The organism is Blastococcus sp. SYSU D00868 (assembly GCF_054050575.1).
Map to the genome: position 1 here is coordinate 61,009 of NZ_JBJGZO010000011.1, position 18,004 is coordinate 79,012.

An 18,004-nucleotide genomic window follows, 5' to 3' on the forward strand; every position below is an offset into this window, starting at 1 on the left:
TCCCCAGTTCCCCGCGGCGACGTGCCGCATGCTCCCGGCGCGTCCCGGTTGCGCGGCACGGCCGCGGGGGTAGGCCTCCCCCGCGGACGACGGCGTCCGCGGCCCGAGGAGGCACCATGACCCCGCCGCCCGTGACGTCGGACTTCTACGAGCTCGAGGCGCTGCTCGACGACGAGGACCGCGAGTCGCTGCACCGGGTCCGCGACTTCATGGACACCCACGTCGAGCCGGTGATCAACGACTTCTGGACGCGGGGGGAGTTCCCGCACCAGCTCGTCCCCGGCCTCGCCGCGCTGGGCGTCGCCGGCGCCCAGTACTCCGGCTACGGCTCTCCCGGCCGGTCGGCGCTGTTCGACGGCATGGTCGCCATGGAGTTCTCCCGCGGCGACCCGTCGATCGCGACGTTCATGGGCGTCCACGGCGGCCTGGCCATGGGGACGATGCACCTGTGCGCCTCCGCGGAGCAGAAGGAGCGCTGGCTGCCGGCGATGGCGCGCATGGAGCTCATCGGCGCGTTCGGCCTCACCGAGCCCGACCACGGCTCCGACGTCGCCCGCGGCCTGCAGACGACGGCCCGCCGCGACGGCGACACGTGGGTGCTGGACGGCCAGAAGAAGTGGATCGGCAACGGCAGCTTCGCCGACCTCGTGGTCATCTGGGCCCGCGACGAGGAGACCGACCGGGTGCTCGGCTTCGTCGTCGAGAAGGGGACGCCGGGCTTCACCGCCGTCGACCTCAAGGACAAGATCGCGCTGCGGGCGGTGCAGAACGCGCACATCACCCTGGACGGCGTCCGCGTGCCCGAGGCCAACCGGCTGCAGGAGGCCAACTCCTTCCGCGACACCGCGCACGTGCTGCGGGCGACCCGGGTGAGCGTCGCCTGGTCGGCCGTCGGGTGCTCCCGCGGGGCCTACGAGCACGCGCTGCGCTACGCCGAGGGCCGCGAGCAGTTCGGCAAGCCGATCACCGGCTTCCAGCTGGTGCAGGACCTGCTGTTCCGCATGCTCGGCAACATCACCGCCTCGGCCACCCTGTGCGCCCGGGCCTCCCAGCTGCAGGACTGCGGCATGCTCCGCGACGAGCACGCCTCGATGGCCAAGGCGTACAGCACGATGCGGATGCGCGAGACCGTCGGCTGGGCCCGCGAGCTCATGGGCGGCAACGGCATCCTGCTGGAGAACCACGTCGGCCGGTACGTCGCCGACGCGGAGGCCATCTACTCCTACGAGGGCACCCGCGAGGTGAACAGCCTGATCGTCGGCCGCGCCGTCACCGGCGAGAGCGCCATCGTCTGACTCAGCGCTCGTCCCACCAGCGGGCCGCGGCCTCGGCCGGGGTCCCCCCGTCGAGGGCGACCGCCCGGTTGAGCTCGATCAGGTCGGCGGTGGTCAGGGCGGCGCTGACCTCGTCGACCGCCGTCCGGAGGGGGTCGCCGGCGTCGGCGAGGACGTCGGAGCGCACGATCGGCGTCACGTTCTCGTGCGGCTGCAGGCCCCGGTCGTCCTCGAGCAGCAGCAGCGCGGAGTCGGTCAGGTGCGGGTCCGTCGTCTCCAGCAGGCCCACGTCGATCTCCCCGGCGAGCAGCGACTCCACGGTCGCGGCCCGCGACGGCATGCTGAGGACCGAGCCGAACTCCAGCCCGTAGACCTCCCGCAGCCCCACCAGGCAGAAGGCCCGCACCGGGCACTCGGGCGGGCCGCCGAAGGTCAGCCGCGGCGCCAGCGAGGTGAGGTCGGACAGCCGGCTGAGCCCGCGCTCGGCGGCCGTCGAGGCCAGGATCACGAAGCCGTTCTGGTCCTCGGCCGGGGAGGCGGCGAGGACGGTGAGCCCCCGCGGCTCGAGGGTGCGCGTGAGGAAGGCGTGCACCCGCACCGGGTCGCGCTGGGCGGCGCCCGCGGTGGGGCGGAGGAACTGCGCGGCGGTGCCGAGGTAGTCGACGACGAGGTCGACCACGCCCTGCTCCAGGGCCGGGAGGAGCACCTCCCGGGTGCCGACCCCGTGCTGGACCGTCACCGGCAGCCCCGCCCGGCGGATCCCCTCCGCGTAGAGCTCCGCGAGGATCTGGTTCTCGGCGAAGTCGTAGGAGGCGACTCGGATCGCGCCGGCCGGCGCCGGGTCGCCGTCCTCGGTGGACCCGCCGCAGGCGCCCAGCGCCAGCACCAGCAGCAGGACCGCGGCGACGACCCGGTGGCGCATCGGGGACCCCTCCCGGGAGCCGGTGCCCGCGGCGCTCCTCGGGTCCGCCCCGGGCACCGGCCACGCTAGCCCGGGGAACGTCCGGGGTCCCGGGACGAAGGGACGTGGTCGAGGGACCAAGGGACGTGTCCGGCTCCCGGCGTCAGCGGGAGCATCGGCCGACATGGCGGCAGCCGCGCACGCCTCCCCGGTGGGTCAGGTGCCCCGGCCCGACCCGCCGTCGATCCACCGCGTCCGCCGCCGCCGCCGGCCCTCCGGCGAGCCGCCGCCGCTGCCCCGGCACCTGGCCACCTCGGGCAAGTGGTGGCTGGCGTTGACCGGCGGCGTCGTCCTCGTCGCGATCGTCGTCCTCGTCACCGACAGCCTGGCGCTGGTCGACCGGGTGGACACGCGGATCCTCCAGGCCATCGCCCGGGTGCGCGGCGACACGCTGACCTCGGTCGCGGAGGTGGCCGGGGTGCTGGCCACCGACCGCGCGATCCACGTGCTGTGGCTGGTGAACCTCGTCGTCCTCGTGGTGGTCCGGCGCTGGCGGCACCTGTTCGTCTGGCTGCTGACCGGCCTGCTGGTGGTGAACCTGACGGCGACGGCGGCGGCGACCCTGCAGCGGCCGCGGCCCTACGAGGTCGAGGTGCTCGGCTCGTGGGAGGGCTTCTCGATGCCCTCGCTGCCCATGACGGTGCTGGCCACCTTCCTGGTGAGCAGCCTGTACTCGCTGGTCCCGGCCGGCCGCTACCGGGAGATCGGCAAGTGGGTGGTGTGCGGGCTGCTGGTGACCACCGCCGCCTCCCGGCTGTACCTCGCCCAGGACCACCCGAGCGACGTGGTGGCCGGCGTGGTCATCGGGGTGGCCGCGCCGCTGGCCGCGTTCCGGCTGCTGACGCCCAACGAGGTGTACCCCGTGCGCTACCGGCGGGGCCGGCCCGCACACCTCGACGTCACCGGCGAGCGCGGCGCGGCCATCGTGCGGGCGCTGCGCGACCAGCTCGGCATCCTGGCCACCGAGGTCCGGCCGTTCAACCTGGAGGGGTCCGGCGGCTCCACCCCGCTGCGGATCACGGTCAAGGCCGAGCCCGACGCCGCGGAGACGGAGAGCTGCGTCTTCGGCAAGCTCTACGCCGCCACGCACCTGCACTCCGACCGCTGGTACAAGCTGGGCCGGGCGCTGCTGTACGGCCGCCTGGAGGACGAGAAGCCGTACCACAGCGTCCGCCGGCTGGTGCAGTACGAGGACTACGTGCTGCGCCTCTTCTCGGACGCCGGGCTGCCCGTGCCGCACCCGCTGGGGATCGTGGAGATCACCCCCGAGCGGGAGTACCTGCTGCTCGCCGAGTTCATCCAGGACGCCCAGGAGATCGGCGACGCCGAGGTGGACGAGGCGATCATCGACCAGGGCCTGGCCGTGGTGCGCCGGCTGTGGGAGATCGGCATGGCGCACCGCGACATCAAGCCGGCGAACATCCTGGTGCGCGACGGCCGGCTGGTGCTCATCGACTCCGCCTTCGCCGAGGTGCGCCCCAGCCCGTGGCGGCAGGCGGTGGACCTGGCGAACATGATGCTCGTCCTGGCCCTGCGCACCGACGCCCCGCGGGTGTACGCGCGGGCCCGGCTGCAGTTCTCGGACGAGGAGATCGCCGAGGCGTTCGCCGCGACCCGCGGGCTGACGATGCCCTCCCAGCTGCGCCGGCTCATGCGGGCGCAGGGGCGCGACCTGCACGCCGAGTTCCTCGCGCTGCTGCCCTTCCGCCTGCCGCCGGTGCGGATCCAGCGGTGGACCTTGCGCCGGGTGGGGCTGAGCCTCGTCGCCGTCGTCGGGCTGGTCGTGGCGGTCGCCGTCGGCGTGGACCTGGTCGGGTCGCCGCTGTGAGGGGCACCCGGGCGGCCGCCGCCGGCGCCCTGCTGCTGCCGCTGCTGCTCGGCGGCTGCACCCGGCAGGGGGCCAGCGTCAGCCTGGAGATGCCGGCCTGCGCGGAGGGGGAGGACGAGCACGCGGCCAACGGCGTCGTGCTCATGGCGCAGTCGGTGCCCACCGCGTCCTGGGTGCCCTGCGTCGAGGCGGTCCCGCAGGGCTGGCACTTCGGCGGGCTGGACGCCCGCAGCGGCTCGGCCCGCTTCTGGCTGGACTCCGACCGGGACGGCGCCCGCGCCATCGAGGTGCGGTTCGAGCGCCGGTGCGACACCGAGGGCGCCACCGCCGTCCCGACCGACCGGGAGGGGTTGAGCCGGATGGAGCGGGTGACGCAGCTGACCCCGGAGTTCCACGGCCGCCGCTTCTACCTGTTCGAGGGGGGCTGCATCACCGTCGTCCTGACGCTCAAGGGCGAGTACCGCGGCGAGCCGCTGGCCCTGGCCACCCGGGGGATCGGCGTCGTGGACCGCGAGGTGCTGGCCGCCCAGGTGCGCGCGGACTCCGGCGACCGGCTCGACCTCGACCCGCCGGACGACGAGGGAGGCAGCCCGTGACCGCCGCCGACCGCCTGGCCCCGACGGCGCCCCCCGGAGGGACGCCGCGGCGGCCGACGCCGCTGTGGAAGCGGGTGCTGGGCCCGCTGCTGTCGGCGGCCCTGCTCGCCGCCGTCTTCGTCTGGTTCCTGCCGCAGTTCACCAGCCTCTCGGAGGTCTGGTCGTCGATCACCGCCATGACGTGGCTGGAGCTCACCGTCCTGGGCGCGGTCGCGGTGTGGAACCTCGCCACCTACCAGTTCGTCATGGTCACGGCGATGCCGGGGCTGCGGCTGCGCGAGGCCACGGTGTCGACGATGACCACCACCGCCGTCTCCAACACCGTGATCGGCGGCGCCGCGCTCTCGCTCGGGCTGACCTATGCGATGAACTCCTCGTGGGGGTTCTCCCGCTCCCGGACGTCGGTGATGCTGCTGGTGTCCGGGCTGTGGAACAACTTCGCCAAGCTCGCGCTGCCGGTGCTCGCCCTCGCGCTGCTGGCCCTCACCTCCGGCAACCCGACCGCGGGGCGGCTGCTGGCCGGGCTCGGCGGGGTGGCCGCGCTGGTCGTCGCCGTCGCGCTGCTCGGGCTGCTGCTGCGCAGCCGGGAGGGCGCGGCCCGCATCGGCGTCGTCGCCGGCCGGGTGGCCTCGGCGCTGCGCCGCCCGTTCGGCAGGCCGCCGGTGGAGGGGTGGGACCGGGCCACCACGAAGTTCCGCGACCGCACCGTGCTGCTGCTGCGGGCCCGCTGGCACTGGCTGACCCTCGCCACGGTGGTCAGCCACCTCTCCCTGTTCGCCGTGCTCCTGGTGGCGCTGCGCGCGGTCGGCGTGACGGCGGAGCAGGTGGGCGCGGTGGAGGCGCTGGCCGTCTTCGCCTCCGCCCGGCTGCTGACCGCCGTCCCCTTCACCCCCGGCGGCCTCGGGGTCATCGAGCTCGCACTGATCACCGGCCTGTCGGCGGCGGGCGGCCAGCGGGCGGAGGTCGCGGCGGCCGTGCTGATCTTCCGCGGGCTGACCTACGTGCTGCCGATCCTGCTGGGCGTGCTCACCTACCTGTTCTGGCGGCACGACAAGTCGTGGCGGCGCCCGCCCAACTCCGCCCCCCGCACGGAGCTGGTCCCGGAGGCCGCATGAGCATCCGTGCGGCCACCCGCCCGCGCGGCACGGTCCGGACGCCGGGCGACGCCGCGCTGCTCGTGTGCGGCGCCGCGGTGCTGGTGCTGGCGGCGCTGCCGGTCGAGCGGACGCGGGTGGCCCCGGCCGAGGCGGACGTGTTCCGGGCGGTCAACGGCGTCGACGTCGTCCCGTTCGTGGCCGTCTGGCCGGTCATGCAGCTGGGCAACCTGCTGGTGGTGCCGGCCTGCGCGCTGCTCGCCGCCGCCACCCGGCGGTGGCGGCTGGCGGCCGCGCTGCTGCTGGCCGGCGCGGGCACCTACCTGCTGGCCAAGGTGGTCAAGGACGTCGTGGTGCGCGGCCGGCCCGACGGCCTGCTGGAGGACGTCGTCGTCCGCGGCACCGCCGCGCTCGGCCGCGGCTTCGTCTCCGGCCACGCCGCCGTGGTCGTCGCCCTGCTCGCGACGGCATGGCCGTGGCTGGGCCACCGCGGCCGGGTCGCGTGCCTGGTCCTGGCGACGGCGGTGTGCCTGTCGCGGGTGCACGTGGCGGCGCACCTGCCGCTGGACGTCGTCGGCGGGGCCGGGCTGGGCCTGTGCGTCGCCGGCGCGGTGCGCCTCCTGCTCGGCCGCCCTGCCTGACGCCGGCTGGGCTCAGTCGAAGAGGTCGGGCTGCTCCCGGCTGATCCGCTCCCAGATGGGCTGGAACTGGAACCAGCCGGCGAACTCGTAGCCGACCTGCCCGCGGGTGACCGTGGCCTCCTCGTGCCCGATCCGCCGCGGCGGGCTGCCCAGGCCCGCGGACGCCGCGTACGCGGTCAGCTGGGCCTGTGCGGTGCGCTCCAGGGTCAGGAACCACCAGGCCGCGCTGTCCACCGACGTGCCGACGGTGAGCATGCCGTGGTTGCGCAGGATGACGGCCTTGTGCGCGCCCAGCGCCGCGCCGATCCGGCGGCCCTCCTCGGGGTCGAGGACGACGCCGGAGTAGCTGTCGTGCACCCCGACGTCCTCGTAGAACGCGCAGCTGTCCTGGGTCAGCGGCTCGATCGTCATGTCCAGGCACGACAGCGTCTTCCCGTACGGCCCGTGCGCGTGCGCGGCGGCGAGGACGTCGGGCCGGGCGGCGTGCACCGCGGTGTGGATGGCGATCGCCGCGCCGTTGACCGCCCGGTCGCCCTCGACGACCTCGCCGGCCTCGTCGACCCGGACCAGGTCGCTGCTGCGGATCATGCTGAAGTGCATCCCGAACGGGTTGACCCAGAAGGTGTCGGGCGCCTCCGGGTCCCGCACCGTGATGTGCCCGGCCACGCCCTCGTCGAGCCCGGCCCGGCTGAACATCCGGAACGCCGCGGCGAGCTTCGCCTTGCGGTGCGCCCGCTCCTCCCCGACCGTCTCGAAGACCGGCGGGGTGGCCATCCGCAGCCGCCGGCCGGCGGCGTCGGTGTCGGCGGCCGCCGCGGGCAGCGGGGTCGAGGCGGGCCGGTCGGTCAGCGTCACGTCGGGCTCCTCTGCTCGCGGGCGGCGGGTGCCGCACGCTGCGAGTGTGCCCCACGAGGCCGGCGCGCGCGGCGCCCCCACCGACCGCCGCGCCGGGCCGTCGACGGCGTGGTTGAGTGAGGCGCGTCACAGCTCTCCGAGCACCTGGAGGAGGCGGCCTTGACCACCACCGCACGCGACACGGGCACCCCTGGCGGCGAGCCGAGCACCGCGCCCACCGCGACCCGCACGCGGGGCGACACCGGCCCCTCACAGGCGACGGAGGCCGCCGCCGACGCCATGACCGGGCTCGACATGGTCCTGGTCGACGGCGCCCGGGGGCCGCTGCGCCGGCTGGTGCCCCCGGCGCGGACGGCGGTGCGGTTCGGCGCCGCGCTGGCCCGCCGGCCCGACGTCGTCGCCCGGCGGGCCGGCACGCTCGCGCAGGACCTCGCCCGGGTCCTCGCCGGCCGCAGCGACATCGAGGCCTCGCCGAAGGACAAGCGCTTCGCCGACCCCGCCTGGCGGGGCAACCCGCTGCTGCACCGGGCGATGCAGGCGCACATCGCCGCCGCGCGGGCGGCCGTGGGGCTGGTGGACGACGCCGACCTCGACTGGCAGGACGACGAGCGGATCCGCTTCTCGCTGACCAACCTGGTCGACGCGCTGGCCCCCAGCAACGTGCCGCCGCTGAACCCGCTGATGTGGAAGGCGGTCATCGACACAGGCGGGAAGAACGCCGTCGAGGGGCTGCGCCGGCTGGTCGGCGACCTCACCTCGCCGCCGCGGGTGCCCTCGATGGTCGAGCCGGACGCCTTCACCGTCGGCGAGGACCTGGCGGTGACGCCCGGGGCCGTGGTGCTGCGGACGCCGGTGTTCGAGCTGATCCAGTACCGGCCGACCACCGACCGCGTGCGCGCCGTCCCGCTGGTCGTCGTCCCCCCGACGATCAACAAGTACTACATCACCGACCTCGCGCCCGGCCGCAGCATCGTCGAGAACTACGTCGCCGCCGGCCAGCAGGTGTTCGCCATCTCCTGGCGCAACCCGACCGCCGAGCACGCCGAGTGGGACCTGGACACCTACGGGCAGGCCGTCCTCGAGGCGATGGCGGCCGCGCAGGAGGTCACCGGCAGCGACCGGGTGGCGCTCCAGGCGTTCTGCTCCGGCGGCATCATCACGTCGATGGTGCTGGCCCACCTGGCCGCCACCGAGGGCCTGGGCCGGGTCGCCGCGGCCAGCTTCGCCGTCACCGTCCTCGACTGGTCGCGGGCGGGCACGGTGTCGGCGCTGATGGACCCCCGGGCGGTGCAGGAGGCCGTCGAGAAGTCCCGCGAGAAGGGGTACCTGGACGGCGCGATGCTGGCCGAGGTCTTCGCGTGGCTGCGGCCCAACGACCTGGTGTGGAACTACTGGGTCAACAACTACCTGCAGGGCAAGCCGCCGCCGGCCTTCGACATCCTCTACTGGAACGCCGACACGGTCCGGATGACCGCCGGGCTGCACCGCGACTTCATCGACATCGCGGTGCACAACTCGCTGACCCGCCCGGGTACGGCGACGATGCTGGGCACCCCGGTGGACCTGTCGACGGTCGACGTCGACGCCTACGTCACCGCCGGGATCGCCGACCACCTGTGCCCGTGGCAGGCCTGCTACCGGACGACGCAGCTGCTCGGCGGGCGCAGCCGTTTCGTGCTCTCCACCAACGGGCACATCGCCTCCTTGGTGAACCCGCCCAGCAACCCGAAGTCGACCTTCCAGGTGGCCGCGGAGACACCGGCGGACCCCGACCGGTGGCTCGCCTCGGCCGAGAAGGTGAAGGGGTCGTGGTGGCCGGACTTCACCGCCTGGCTGGCCGAACGGTGCGGCGACGAGGTCGACGCACCCCGGGCCCTGGGCTCGGCCGCCCACCCGCCACTGCAGGACGCCCCCGGGAGCTACGTGCATGAGACCTGACGCGACCGACACCCGCGCCCCCGAGACCGTCCGCACGGTCAGCGCCGCCGGACGGACCCTGCGGGTGTCGGTCCGCGAGGGCACCGACGCCGACGCGCCGCCGCTGCTGATGATGAACGGGATCGGCGCCAGCCTGGAGGTGCTGCAGCCCTTCGTCGACGCGCTCTCCCCGCGGCGGACGGTGGTGCGCTTCGACGTCCCGGGGGTCGGCGGGTCGCCGCGGCCGGTGGTGCCCTACGTGCTGGGCACGCTGACCCCGGTCGTCGCCGGGGTGCTGTCGCGGCTCGGGTACGACCGGCCGGTCGACGTCCTGGGCCTGTCGTGGGGCGGCGGGCTGGCGCAGCACTTCGCCGTCCAGCACCGGCGGCGCTGCCGCCGGCTGGTGCTCGCCGCCACCGGCACCGGCACGCTCATGGTGCCCGGCTCCCCGCGGGTGCTGGGCCGGATGCTCACCCCGCGCCGGCACCGCGACCCCGAGTACGCGCGGGAGGTCGCCGGCCTGCTGTACGGCGGCACGATCCGTTCGGACCCCGAGCGGGCGGCGCGGGCGCTGCACGCGGCGGCGCGGGTCGGGCCGCGGCGCGGCTACTACTACCAGCTGGCGTCGAGCACCGGCTGGAGCAGCCTGCCGTTCCTGCGGCTGATCCGGCAGCCGACGCTCGTCGTCGCCGGGGACGACGACCCGATCGTGCCGCTGGCCAACGCCCGGATCATGGGCCGGCTGCTGCCGGACGCCGAGGTGCACGTCTACCGCGGCGGGCACCTGGCGCTGGTCACCGAGGCCCACGAGCTGGCGCCGGTGGTGGAGCGCTTCCTCGACCGCGACTGACGACGCCCCCCGGCCCGCTACAGCCCGCAGCTGCCGCCGACGAAGCCCTGCCGGAAGGCGTCGACGAGCTCGAAGCCGGAGCTGTCCGACCCCGGCAGCACGGCGTCGCCCTCCGCATGGCGCAGCAGGGTGACGGCGGCCTCGTCGACGTCCCCGGGAGAGATGACGTAGCCGGCCCCGTCGACGTCGCCGCGCACCATCTCCCGGGCGATCCAGCCGGCGGTGCACACGGCGCTGTCCACGGCCTCGGGCCCCTCCGTGGGCAGCCCCAGCTGGGCCCGGACGGCCAGCGCGTAGGGCAGGGCCAGCAGGGTGTCCACCGCGTAGTCGCCGACCTCGTCGTACGCGGGCTCCAGCAGCCCGTCGGCGTCGTAGCGCACCGTCCCGTCGCCCGGGCAGTACGCGACGTCCCGCTCGGGCCCCTCCCCCGTGCAGACCGAGCCGGACCCCTCCCCCGGCCGGACGTCGGGCAGCGCCGGGTCCCCGGTCAGCGGCGGGGTGTCGGCGAAGCCCACGGTGAACGCCTGCTCCCAGAACAGCGCCAGCACCTCCTCGGCGGAGGAGACCGACTCGTCGTAGGACAGGTTGCCGCCGCTGTCCTCCTCGGCGGGGTCGAACGGCTCCAGCGTGTAGACGCGGTCCTCGTCGAACGCCGCGCAGGCCTGCGGGCCGTCGGCGTAGCCCTCCTGGAAGGCCGACAGCTGGTCGAACAGGGAGCCGTGCGCGCTGGGGTCGTCGGGGTCGCTGCCGGCCGGGTCGCCGAAGTAGAGGTAGCCGAGCAGGTAGGGGTCCAGCTCGGCGGGGCGGACGACGAAGTGCTCCGAGTTCCCCTGCACGACCCACTGCGTCCAGGCCCCCGCGAAGCACTCGGCCTGGGTCTCGGCGACGATCGACGGGTCGTCGAGGCCGGCGTGCTCCTGCACGGCGTGGCCCATCTCGTGCGCCATGATCTCGGCGATCACGAACGGCCCGTACTCCTCGGCGAGGCCGGCCATCCACGCCCGGTCGTAGAAGATCCGGTCGTCGGCGGGGCAGTAGAAGGCGTTGTCGGCCAGCTCGTCGACGTCACCGCCGAAGCAGGGGCTGTCGGGCAGGTCGCCCGCCTCGGTCTCGGCCGGGTCGATCGACCAGAAGCCGCCCTCGACCTCGCCGAACTCGGCGCCGTACACCTGCCGGAAGGTCTCCTCCCAGTAGGCGAGGACGTCGGCCAGCGCGTTGCGGGCGATGCGGTCGGTCTCGTCGCCGTCCTCGGCCAGCTCGACGACGAGGTCGGCGTCGGTGGCGTCCATCCGCAGCCCGGCGGCGGGCGTGGCGGCGCCGTCCACGCGCGTGGTGCAGCCGGCGAGGACCACGGCCACCGCCACGGCGGCCAGGACCGACCTCCCACGCAGGCGCACGGGGGCAGAACCTGCCGGTCCGGGGGGCCGCCGTCAACGCGACGCCCCGCCGCCGGGCCGGCCGGTCAGTCCGGGCGCGAGCCGCCGCGCAGCGCGGCGAGCACGGGGCCGTACATCGTGGCCTTGATGCCGGCGAGGTTCGGGCCGGCGAGGCCGGCCTGCGCGGCGGCCAGCTCGACCGCGGTCGCCCGCACCGCCTCCGCGGGCACCGCCCGGTCGACGACCGCGGCCTCGGCCGCCTCGGTGCCGCCGTACCGCCGGCCGGTGACCATCGCCTCGTGGGCGACCTGCGGGGCGAGCCGGGCCTGGATGAGGGCGGCCATGCCCGGCATGAACGGCAACCCGAGGGCGGCCTCGGGCAGGCACCAGTAGCCGCGGTCGGCGCGCATCACGCGGGCGTCGTGCGCGAGGGCGAGCATCGCGCCGCCGCCGAAGGCGTGCCCGGGCAGCGCGGCGACCGTGTAGAGCGGCGCGGCCAGCACCCGGGCGAACAGCGCCTCGATCCGGGCGCTGTAGCCGCGGCCCTCCTCCGGGTGGGCCAGCAGCCAGTCCAGGTCCAGCCCGTTGGACCAGAACCGGCCCGACGCCGTGGTGACCAGCGCCCGAGGCCCCTCGGCGGCCTCCACCTCGTCGAGGGCCCGCTCGGCCTCGGTCAGCCAGTCGAGGGTGAAGCGGTTCTCGTCGTCGCCGAGGTCGAGGAGGAGGACGTCGTCCTCCCGGGAGAGCGTGGGCACGGCGCGACGCTAGTCGGTGCCGGCCTCCATGGCGGCGCGGTCCAGCAGCTCCTCGTCCGGGGACACCTCGCCGCGGGAGGCGATGGTCTCCGCGCCGCCCTCGGTCAGCGCGCCGATGAGCCCGGTGGACGCGGCCTGCGCGGCGCCGACCAACGCCGGCTGCGCGGTGCCCACCATGCCCAGCCCGGCGTACTGCTCCAGCTTGGCGCGGGAGTCGGCGATGTCGAGGTTGCGCATCGTCAGCTGCCCGATCCGGTCGGTCGGGCCGAAGGCGGAGTCCACCGTCCGCTCCATGGAGAGCTTGTCGGGGTGGTAGCTGAAGGCGGGGCCGGCGGTGTCGAGGACCGAGTAGTCCTCCCCGCGCCGCAGCCGCAGCGTGACCTCGCCGGTGACCGCCATGCCGACCCACCGCTGCAGGGACTCCCGCAGCATCAGCGCCTGGGGGTCCAGCCAGCGGCCCTCGTAGAGCAGCCGGCCCAGCCGGCGGCCCTCGGAGTGGTAGGTGGCGAGGGTGTCCTCGTTGTGGATGGCGTTGACCAGTCGCTCGTAGGCGATGTGCAGCAGCGCCATGCCCGGCGCCTCGTAGATGCCGCGGCTCTTGGCCTCGATGATGCGGTTCTCGATCTGGTCGCTCATGCCCAGCCCGTGCCGGCCGCCGACGGCGTTGGCCTCGAGCACCAGGGCGACGGCGGAGTCGAACTCCTTGCCGTTGATCGTGACGGGCCGGCCCTGCGCGAAGCCGATCGTCACGTCCTCGGTGGGGATCTCCACCGCGGGGTCCCAGAAGCGGACGCCCATGATCGGCTCGACGATCTCCAGGCCGGTGTCCAGGTGCTCCAGCCGCTTGGCCTCGTGGGTGGCGCCCCAGATGTTGGCGTCGGTGGAGTAGGCCTTCTCGGTGCTGTCCCGGTAGGGCAGGCCGTGGGCGACCAGCCACTCCGACATCTCGGTGCGCCCGCCGAGCTCGCTGACGAACGCGGCGTCCAGCCACGGCTTGTAGATGCGCAGGCCCGGGTTGGCCAGCAGGCCGTAGCGGTAGAAGCGCTCGATGTCGTTGCCCTTGAACGTCGAGCCGTCGCCCCAGATCTGGACGTCGTCCTCGAGCATCGCGCGCACCAGCAGCGTGCCGGTGACCGCGCGGCCCAGCGGCGTGGTGTTGAAGTAGGCCCGGCCGCCGGAGCGGATGTGGAAGGCGCCGCAGGTCAGCGCCGCCAGCCCCTCCTCGACGAGGGCGGCGCGGGCGTCGACCAGCCGGGCGATCTCCGCGCCGTAGGCCGCCGCCCGGCCGGGCACCGAGGCGATGTCGGGCTCGTCGTACTGGCCGATGTCGGCGGTGTAGGTGCAGGGCACCGCACCCTTGTCGCGCATCCAGGCCACCGCCACCGAGGTGTCCAGCCCCCCGGAGAAGGCGATGCCGACACGCTCGCCGACCGGCAGGGAACTGAGCACCTTGGACATGGCTCTGATTATGCATGCTCATGCATGACCATGCACAGCCGCCCCCGCCGGCCGCCCTCCCTCACCGCAACGTGTCCGCAGGACCGCCTCAGGCGGCGGCAGAGCGGCGCGACTGTGCACCCGTCCACGTCAGCCCGCGGCGATGACGTGGACGAGTGCACAACGGCACCGGCCCGGCACCGGCCCGGCACCGTCCCGGCGTTGGCCCACCGGCGGCCGTTCCGCCCGTCCGCCTGGCCGGTGGAGGGCCAACGCCCCGGTGGGCGGCCGGTGTCCTCCGCCCGGCTCAGCCGAAGGCGGGGTGGCGACCGTCCTCCCTCACCACGCCTGATCCCGTCGCGGCGCCGGCTCGCCTCAGGCGCGGCGGACGACGTGGCCGCTGCCCCCGCCGAAGGGCTCGACGGCGAACCCGCGGACGGCGAGGACGTCGGCGACCGCCCGGTTCATCACCTGCTGCACCGCGGCGTCCGCGTCGGCGCCGTGCACCTGGTCGACGCTCATCCGCTCGTGCTGGCGCCAGGTCACCACGACGCCGTCCAGGTCGGGCTGGCAGCCCAGGCACGCGCCGCCCAGGGCGCTGTCCTCGCCGGCCGGGTCGTGCAGCGGGAGCCCCGCCTCGGCCAGCGCCGCCGTGACCTCGACGGCGAGCGTGGTCAGCGGGTCCTCGTCGTCGACGACGTCCTCCCACTCGGCGGGCAGCCGGCCCAGCTGCTCACCGAGGTGGGCGAGCCACGCCCACTCCTGCGGCGAGGGCCGGCGCTTCACGTGCCCGTCGGGACGGCGCACGCCGTACACCGTCTCCACCGTGCCGGGGGCGTGCTCGGTGGCGGCCCAGCGCGCCTCCGCCCGGGTCGGGAAGGGCCCGGCGACCGCCGGGCCGCGGTCGTCCTCCTCGACCTCGGCGACCCACCAACCGAGGGCCGTCGCGCCTCCGACGGCCACACCACTCACCGGGATCCGACTCACGCCGCGCACCACCACTCCTGGACCGGGCCGGCGCCGGGGAGGTGCGCCGGTCCCCCGGGCGCCGCCACGCGGGTGGCCGTCCGGGGTGCTCGAAAGGTAGGAGCCGGCTGGTCGCCGGCCCGTCGTGCGACCGGGCTGCCGCCCGGCGCGTCGCCCGCGGAGGGCGCGGCGGCCACGGGGAGTCGCCGCCCCGCCGCGGAGCGCTGCCCCGCCGATGGGCAGGCGCTCACCGCGGACCGGGCATGACCATCCAGCAGCCGCTGGAGCCGAAGGGCTCGACCTCGAACCCCAGGGTGCGCAGGAGGTCGGCGACGGCGGTGCTCATCGTCCGCTGCACGGCGGCCTCCATGGCGGCGCCACGGACCTGCTGCACGCTCATCCGGTCGTGCTGGTGCCAGGTGACCAGCACGCCGGCGTGGGCCGGGCCGGGGCTCAGGCACACCCCGCCCGCGGCGCCGTGCCCCGCGCAGTCGTGCAGCGGCAGCCCCGCCTCGACCAGCGCGGCGGCGACCTCCACCACGAGCGTGGTCAGCGCGTCGTCGTCGGAGACCAGCTCGTCCCAGTCGTCGGCCAGCCGGTCCAGCTGCTCACCCAGGTCGCGCAGCCAGGCGCGCTCGGCGGGCAGCTGCCGGCGGACCACCGTGCCGTCGGCCCGCTGCGAGCCGAACACCACCCGCGTGGTGTCGGCCAGGCCGTGGGCCAGCAGGGCCCAGTCGGCCTCCAGCCGGTCGTCGAAGGGGCCGGCCACGGCGTGCTCGCCGGTCTCCTCGGGGTCCGCGTCGACGACCCACCACGCCGGCGGCGAGCCGGGCTCCCCGAGCCGCTTGCCGGCCGGGTGGGTGGCCACCCCGACGGCCGCCGACCGCGCAGCGCGGCCCTCGTCGCCCGCCGCCTCGGCCGGCGCCGGCGCGAGGTCACCGGCGCGCGGCCCGGCCGGGACGGCCGCGGGGACGGCGACCGCGACCTCCGCCGCGGGCACCGCGGCCCGCTGCCGCTGCGCCTGCACCCCGTTGCGCTCGAACTCGTAGCGCGCCGTCGACACCCGGCCCAGGGCGACGACGAGCGCGGCCAGCACGAGGAAGCCCAGCAGCGTCACCGTGGGCCAGACGAGGACGGCCTCCTCACCAGGCACGCCAGGCTCCCTCCGGGCCGGAGCCCCAGGCGGCCGCGCGCCGGGACGACTCCCGGCTCCAGGCGAGCAGGCGCGCGCAGGAGGCCCGCAGGGAGGGCCGGGCCGAGGGCCGGATCGTCAGCCGCGGCCGCGCCGGCGCGGCCGTGCCGGGCGCCGGCTCCTCTGCCGAGAAGAGGTCCAGCAGCGCGATCAGCCCCGTGTCCTCGTCGGGTTCGACCAGGGTCCGTGGCCGGGGTGCCAGTGCATGGGGCGCGTTCACGCGGGGTGCTCCTCGTACTGTCCGTCGCGGCCGGGGAAGTGCCGCTGACGGGACGAAAAGTAGGGTCCGCGCGCCCTCCGGGAGGCCCGCCGGACACGGCGCGGACGGCGGCGAGACCCAACTGTTGTGAAGCCCCGCGCCGGGGTCGGTGACCCCGCTCCCGCACCGCCGCCATGTCGACATCCGGCGAGGTCAGGAGCGTGTGGAGGCGCCGGAGGAGGCGCGGTCACGCCGCGGCGCCCCGGGCCCGCGGCATGTCGCGGGCCCGGGCGCGCGTCAGGGCGTGCGGGTGATCTGCCCGGCGATCCGGAGCACCTGGTCGCGGGTCAGCTCCTGGGGCGCCACGAGGAGGAACAGCGGACCGCCGGGCAGCGATCCGGTCACCAGCCAGCTGTCCGGCGCGCCCTCGCCGTCGGCGAGGGCGATCCGGCCGGGCGCCCCCTGGATCGTCACCTGCTCCACGGGGCCGGCCAGGGCGCGCCCCTGGTACGGGTCGTCGACGGTCGCGGCGTACCCGGGGCCGCCGTAGAGGCTGACCCGCAGCGGCGGCGAGGACGGGTCGTCCTGGGGCACCAGGTCCAGGCTGCGGCTCTCCTCGTAGCCGCCCACCGTCCAGCCCTCCGGGGCCAGGCCGAACCGCAGACCGACCGGCTGCGGCCGGTCCACGATGGACCCGGCCACGCCGAGCAGGACGTCGCGGTCGGCGTGGGAGCCCTCGCCGAGCACCCACAGCCACCGGCCGTCGGGCCGCTCCCAGAGCAGCGTGACGACGCCGTCGCCCTGCCGGACCTCCGCCTCCGCGCCGGCCACGGTCGCCGTCCCGGCCGGCTCCCCCAGCTCCGACCAGCCCGTGTCGGGCAGCCGCCGGGGGTCGGCGGCGAGCAAGTCGACCAGCACCCGGCCCGCGGCCGACGAGTAGTCGGCGACGTACTCCAGCGGCAGGTCGCCGTAGGACGCCGCCGCGTCGCCGCCCCGCATGCTGAAGGCGGGCGTCAGCCCCTCGGGCGCCGGGTCCAGGGCGAACGGGAACACCACCTCCTCCGCGGCGACCAGGGTGATCCCGTCGACCGGCGTGCCCGCCGGCTCCGACGACGGCGCCCCGGGGGACGGCGTCGCGGACCCGCCGCCGGTCGGGGAGCCCGCGACGACGACCGCGGTCACACACGCCGCGGCGACGGCGGCCACCGCGGTGGCGGCGCGCAACACGGTCCGGCGGCGCCGCGGGCGGCGCCGGCCCTCGCGGGCGTCGGCGACCAGCTGCCGGGCGGCGAGCACCGAGGCGGGCTCGGCGGTGGCTCCCGGGGACGGCCGGCCGTCGTCGTCGGACGGGCGGCCGCTGCCGGCGGTCAGCTCGGCGAGGAACTCCTCGGGCAGTGGCGGCAGGTCGGCGTCGGGGACGCCGGCGGCCCGGGCCAGCCGGGCGTCGAGGTCGCGGTCAGACATCGCGGTCGTCCTCCTCCGGGGTGCGCGGCGGGTCGTCGAGGGCGGTGCGCAGGCGGGCGCGGGCCCGGTGCAGCCGGACCCGGGCGGCGCCGGGGGTCAGGCCCAGCGCGGCGGCCGCCTGGGCGGGCGTGAGGCCCTCCCAGGCCACGAGGGTCACCAGCTCCCGGTCCGCCGCGGAGAGGAGGTCGAGCGCCGCGCGGACGCGCCGGCTGTCGGCGCGGCCCTCCGACACCGCGGCCGGGTCGGGCAGCGGGGTGTCGCGGAAGGCGTCGGCCAGGCGCTGCCCCAGACGGCCGGCGCGGGACGCGCTGCGGGCGGCGTTGGCCAGGCACAGCCGGGCGATGCCGAACAGCCACGGCCGGACCTCGTCGTCGGCGGCCGGCAGGTCCTGGCGGCGGCGCCACGCCACCGCGAAGGTCTCCGCCACCACGTCCAGGGCGTCGTCCCGGGAGGCGGACCGGCGCAGGGCGTAGCCGAGCACCGCGGCGCCGCAGGCCCGGTAGGCCTCCTCGAAGCGGACGGCGGAGGGGAGGAGCGACTCGGTCGGCGGCGGTGGCTGCCCTCGCATGGCGATCACACCGTGACATGTCCGCTCCGGA

General features: G+C 75.7%; 17 protein-coding genes. 7 read left to right on the forward strand and 10 right to left on the reverse strand.

Annotated elements, in window-relative coordinates; translation table 11 throughout:
- Positions 1 to 116: 116 nt before the first annotated feature.
- Entirely contained in the window at positions 117 to 1,295 is a 1,179-nt protein-coding gene (locus ACI79F_RS11875; RefSeq protein ID WP_456544692.1) for an acyl-CoA dehydrogenase family protein, read from the forward strand.
- A gap of 1 nt (position 1,296) precedes the next feature.
- Here ACI79F_RS11875 and ACI79F_RS11880 read toward each other — a convergent pair whose 3' ends face one another.
- Positions 1,297 to 2,196 carry an ABC transporter substrate-binding protein gene (locus ACI79F_RS11880; RefSeq protein WP_456544691.1) on the reverse strand — a complete coding sequence of 300 codons (900 nt, stop codon included), beginning with the start codon at positions 2,194 to 2,196 and terminating at the stop codon, positions 1,297 to 1,299.
- Between the two features lie 163 nt (positions 2,197 to 2,359).
- On the opposite strand from ACI79F_RS11880, the gene ACI79F_RS11885 reads away from it, so the two are divergent.
- From ACI79F_RS11885 to ACI79F_RS11900, 4 genes are read left to right on the forward strand one after another with little or no spacing between them, the layout of a single operon-like run.
- Entirely contained in the window at positions 2,360 to 4,063 is a 1,704-nt protein-coding gene (locus ACI79F_RS11885) for a phosphatase PAP2 family protein (protein WP_456544690.1), read from the forward strand.
- Positions 4,060 to 4,659, forward strand: coding sequence for a hypothetical protein (locus ACI79F_RS11890; RefSeq protein WP_456544689.1), 600 nt, complete (start codon positions 4,060 to 4,062; stop codon positions 4,657 to 4,659). The genes ACI79F_RS11885 and ACI79F_RS11890 overlap by 4 nt, the downstream gene beginning before the upstream one ends.
- Positions 4,656 to 5,774: a lysylphosphatidylglycerol synthase transmembrane domain-containing protein gene (locus ACI79F_RS11895; protein ID WP_456544688.1), complete on the forward strand. Its 1,119-nt coding sequence runs from the start codon at positions 4,656 to 4,658 to the stop codon at positions 5,772 to 5,774. The genes ACI79F_RS11890 and ACI79F_RS11895 overlap by 4 nt, the downstream gene beginning before the upstream one ends.
- Positions 5,771 to 6,394 carry a phosphatase PAP2 family protein gene (locus ACI79F_RS11900; RefSeq protein ID WP_456544687.1) on the forward strand — a complete coding sequence of 208 codons (624 nt, stop codon included), beginning with the start codon at positions 5,771 to 5,773 and terminating at the stop codon, positions 6,392 to 6,394. The genes ACI79F_RS11895 and ACI79F_RS11900 overlap by 4 nt, the downstream gene beginning before the upstream one ends.
- Before the next feature lie 12 nt (positions 6,395 to 6,406).
- Here ACI79F_RS11900 and ACI79F_RS11905 read toward each other — a convergent pair whose 3' ends face one another.
- A complete protein-coding gene (locus ACI79F_RS11905; RefSeq protein WP_456544686.1) occupies positions 6,407 to 7,249 on the reverse strand; it encodes a class II aldolase/adducin family protein in 843 nt (280 codons plus the stop codon).
- Positions 7,250 to 7,408: 159 nt separating this feature from the next.
- Here ACI79F_RS11905 and ACI79F_RS11910 point away from each other — a divergent pair, with 159 nt between their 5' ends.
- On the forward strand, positions 7,409 to 9,187 hold the full coding sequence (locus ACI79F_RS11910; RefSeq protein WP_456544685.1) for a PHA/PHB synthase family protein: 1,779 nt from the start codon (positions 7,409 to 7,411) through the stop codon (positions 9,185 to 9,187).
- Positions 9,177 to 10,016, forward strand: a complete 840-nt coding sequence (gene phaZ, locus ACI79F_RS11915; protein ID WP_456544684.1) for a poly(3-hydroxyalkanoate) depolymerase — start codon at positions 9,177 to 9,179, stop codon at positions 10,014 to 10,016. Before ACI79F_RS11910 ends, phaZ begins: the two co-directional genes overlap by 11 nt.
- A gap of 17 nt (positions 10,017 to 10,033) precedes the next feature.
- Here the strand turns inward: phaZ and ACI79F_RS11920 are convergent, their stop codons facing one another.
- From ACI79F_RS11920 to ACI79F_RS11955, 8 genes are all read right to left on the reverse strand, one after another.
- A complete protein-coding gene (locus ACI79F_RS11920; protein ID WP_456544683.1) occupies positions 10,034 to 11,413 on the reverse strand; it encodes a neutral zinc metallopeptidase in 1,380 nt (459 codons plus the stop codon).
- Positions 11,414 to 11,478: 65 nt separating this feature from the next.
- On the reverse strand, positions 11,479 to 12,147 hold the full coding sequence (locus tag ACI79F_RS11925; RefSeq protein ID WP_456544682.1) for an enoyl-CoA hydratase/isomerase family protein: 669 nt from the start codon (positions 12,145 to 12,147) through the stop codon (positions 11,479 to 11,481).
- A gap of 9 nt (positions 12,148 to 12,156) precedes the next feature.
- Positions 12,157 to 13,605: an argininosuccinate synthase gene (argG, locus tag ACI79F_RS11930; protein ID WP_456544681.1), complete on the reverse strand. Its 1,449-nt coding sequence runs from the start codon at positions 13,603 to 13,605 to the stop codon at positions 12,157 to 12,159.
- Between the two features lie 354 nt (positions 13,606 to 13,959).
- Positions 13,960 to 14,547, reverse strand: coding sequence for a hypothetical protein (locus ACI79F_RS11935; RefSeq protein ID WP_456544680.1), 588 nt, complete (start codon positions 14,545 to 14,547; stop codon positions 13,960 to 13,962).
- A gap of 250 nt (positions 14,548 to 14,797) precedes the next feature.
- A complete protein-coding gene (locus ACI79F_RS11940; RefSeq protein ID WP_456544679.1) occupies positions 14,798 to 15,703 on the reverse strand; it encodes a hypothetical protein in 906 nt (301 codons plus the stop codon).
- Positions 15,693 to 15,962, reverse strand: a complete 270-nt coding sequence (locus tag ACI79F_RS11945) for a hypothetical protein (RefSeq protein ID WP_456544678.1) — start codon at positions 15,960 to 15,962, stop codon at positions 15,693 to 15,695. Before ACI79F_RS11945 ends, ACI79F_RS11940 begins: the two co-directional genes overlap by 11 nt.
- 276 nt (positions 15,963 to 16,238) lie before the next feature.
- Positions 16,239 to 17,405 carry a hypothetical protein gene (locus ACI79F_RS11950; protein ID WP_456544677.1) on the reverse strand — a complete coding sequence of 389 codons (1,167 nt, stop codon included), beginning with the start codon at positions 17,403 to 17,405 and terminating at the stop codon, positions 16,239 to 16,241.
- Positions 17,398 to 17,973, reverse strand: a complete 576-nt coding sequence (locus ACI79F_RS11955; RefSeq protein ID WP_456544676.1) for an RNA polymerase sigma factor — start codon at positions 17,971 to 17,973, stop codon at positions 17,398 to 17,400. Before ACI79F_RS11955 ends, ACI79F_RS11950 begins: the two co-directional genes overlap by 8 nt.
- Between the last annotated feature and the right edge of the window lie 31 nt (positions 17,974 to 18,004).

Excerpts from the sequence above, each read along its gene's own strand:
- phaZ (WP_456544684.1), top strand. The coding sequence starts at position 9,177 with ATGAGACCTGACGCGACCGACACCCGCGCCCCCGAGACCGTCCGCACG.
- ACI79F_RS11950 (WP_456544677.1), bottom strand. The coding sequence starts at position 17,405 with ATGTCTGACCGCGACCTCGACGCCCGGCTGGCCCGGGCCGCCGGCGTC.
- ACI79F_RS11900 (WP_456544687.1), top strand. The coding sequence starts at position 5,771 with ATGAGCATCCGTGCGGCCACCCGCCCGCGCGGCACGGTCCGGACGCCG.
- ACI79F_RS11885 (WP_456544690.1), top strand. The coding sequence starts at position 2,360 with ATGGCGGCAGCCGCGCACGCCTCCCCGGTGGGTCAGGTGCCCCGGCCC.
- ACI79F_RS11880 (WP_456544691.1), bottom strand. The coding sequence starts at position 2,196 with ATGCGCCACCGGGTCGTCGCCGCGGTCCTGCTGCTGGTGCTGGCGCTG.
- ACI79F_RS11955 (WP_456544676.1), bottom strand. The coding sequence starts at position 17,973 with ATGCGAGGGCAGCCACCGCCGCCGACCGAGTCGCTCCTCCCCTCCGCC.
- ACI79F_RS11875 (WP_456544692.1), top strand. The coding sequence starts at position 117 with ATGACCCCGCCGCCCGTGACGTCGGACTTCTACGAGCTCGAGGCGCTG.
- argG (WP_456544681.1), bottom strand. The coding sequence starts at position 13,605 with ATGTCCAAGGTGCTCAGTTCCCTGCCGGTCGGCGAGCGTGTCGGCATC.